The sequence below is a fragment of the Vibrio sp. 03-59-1 genome, from assembly GCF_013114135.1.
In the GTDB taxonomy this organism is placed as follows: Bacteria; Pseudomonadota; Gammaproteobacteria; order Enterobacterales; family Vibrionaceae; genus Vibrio; species Vibrio cortegadensis.
On the sequence record NZ_VTYA01000055.1, the window covers coordinates 1 to 1,921 of the forward strand.

Annotated in this window: 2 protein-coding genes; one reads left to right on the plus strand and one right to left on the minus strand. The window is 36.7% G+C overall.

All coding sequences use genetic code 11. The features are described from left to right. Positions 1-426 precede the first annotated feature (426 nt). A complete protein-coding gene (locus F0249_RS19795; RefSeq protein ID WP_113795302.1) occupies positions 427-729 on the plus strand; it encodes a hypothetical protein in 303 nt (100 codons plus the stop codon). A 621-nt stretch (positions 730-1,350) separates the two neighbouring features. Here the strand turns inward: F0249_RS19795 and F0249_RS19800 are convergent. Beyond that, positions 1,351-1,800 (minus strand): T6SS immunity protein Tdi1 domain-containing protein, encoded by a 450-nt coding sequence (locus tag F0249_RS19800; RefSeq protein ID WP_136995834.1) that lies wholly within the window; start codon positions 1,798-1,800, stop codon positions 1,351-1,353. Between the last annotated feature and the right edge of the window lie 121 nt (positions 1,801-1,921).

Here is a 1,921-nt window from a genome sequence, read left to right on the forward strand (position 1 = left end):
AATATTTCATGTTTTTTACTTCTTGGCGGGAGCAGACTTCATGATTATCGCACCTTACTGTTTTTATGTTCAGAGGTGTCGCACTTCGTACTTGAATCCAAGACGTATTGCTAATTCTCATGTTTCACTTGGGATTTCGCATACATAATCTCAACGCATTATTGTAGATGCTAATTCTTGATAATTGATACTATTCTCCCGGTTTCCTCAAAGTACCTAACGCCTCGCTAAGCAGAAAATGATAGTTGGCTATAATGCGCGAGAAACGAGCCGCAGCCAACTGTTTTTTTACCCTTTAAGTAATGTGCACAAGCTAAATTATCCGATCTATAGATCACTTTTAAGTACCTATAGATCTACATGTTGACCTTTTGGTTTTTATGTATTAAACTACTTAACAATTAAAAAATCACATTAGGATTACACATGACACATAGAACTGCGGAAGAAATGGCTGACATTACAATAGAGATATACAACAGCGAATTCAGAGGAAAATCAAAAGGAAGATTTGCATTAACAAGAGAGCAAATAAAAGATATATCTGGTCGTATAACCCTAAAAGATTCGATAATTGAACAATTGATAGATGAGTTGTACGAGCGAGGTTACTGCATGATATACGTTGATGGAATTGTTTACAGCATAATGAAACAAAGTATTTTAGCAAATTTTCGTAAGCCTACGAAATCGGTATTAACTAAAATCACCAATAAATACAAGGCGTAAATTATAGCGAAAGCACATAACGCCCAATTAAGGTGCGATAACGCTATAACACCCAAGCTAAGTCATTGCACCGTAAACACTAAATTCAAATCGGAGTAAAATCGGCAAGCGTTAGGAGTCACTCTTAAATTGTTTGTTAGAAGCGTTCTTAACCGTTATGTAGAACCTAGAATTTTGGGTTCGAAAGACGTAATTACTTATTCACTAGAACCACATTTGACGCAAGCATCATAAGTTCGCTTGCCTTCGCTGATAACAATGTACTCACCTACACACTTTTCACACAAAACCAGTTTAGGATAAGCTACTTTGCCTTTTTTAGAGGATGAATCCCCTTCAGTTACATAAATTTTTCTCATTTGAACTTTCACATAATCATCTTAATGCGAGCAATTATACTATGATTGAAACGAAATTTAGAACCAATCGAACTAAGATAAATAGTTACTATAATTCAAAGTTTTATCGAAGCTTCTAACGCCCAATTAAGGTGCGACAACGCTATAACATCCAAGCTAAACCATTGCACCGTAAACACAAATTTCAAATCAGAGTAAAATCGGCAAGCGTTAGGAGTCACTCTTAAATTGTTTGTTAGTTTCGAACTTCAAACTTTTCGTCCTACGCCCCTTGAGGCAATTGACAAACCCGTTCAGTCAACTGACCTAATATTGAAAAGTGTACATCCACATCACATGGTTCAATATTGTCGAAGCTATATTCTCCACCTAAAGCACAAGGCTTAATTAAGCTATAAATCTCACCAGATTTAAGTTTCTTTCCACTTTGAATAAGATCACCCACCATAGCTACCGCAAGATAGTTAACAACAAACTCTTTATTTGATAAAAGAGAACTAAACTCATCATAACTACTTGCTACAACGTCCAATGCCGGTGAACCTGTATCTAAAAACGAAATTGACCCATCATCAATATCTTGAACAAAAGCATCGCCACTGGAGCTTATTAAGATTGGTAACTTTCTCTCGCCGATCAGCCATATCCAGCTCGATAGCAACTTTTCTCTTTCAACATGAGAGAAGTCCACTGTTAAATCGTTTAAAGTCATTATTACCTCATAGAAACTAACGCCCAATTAAGGTGCGACAACGCTGTAACACCCAAGCTAAGCCACTGCACCGTAAACACAAAATTCAAATCGGAGTGAAATCGGCAAGCGTTGGGAGTCA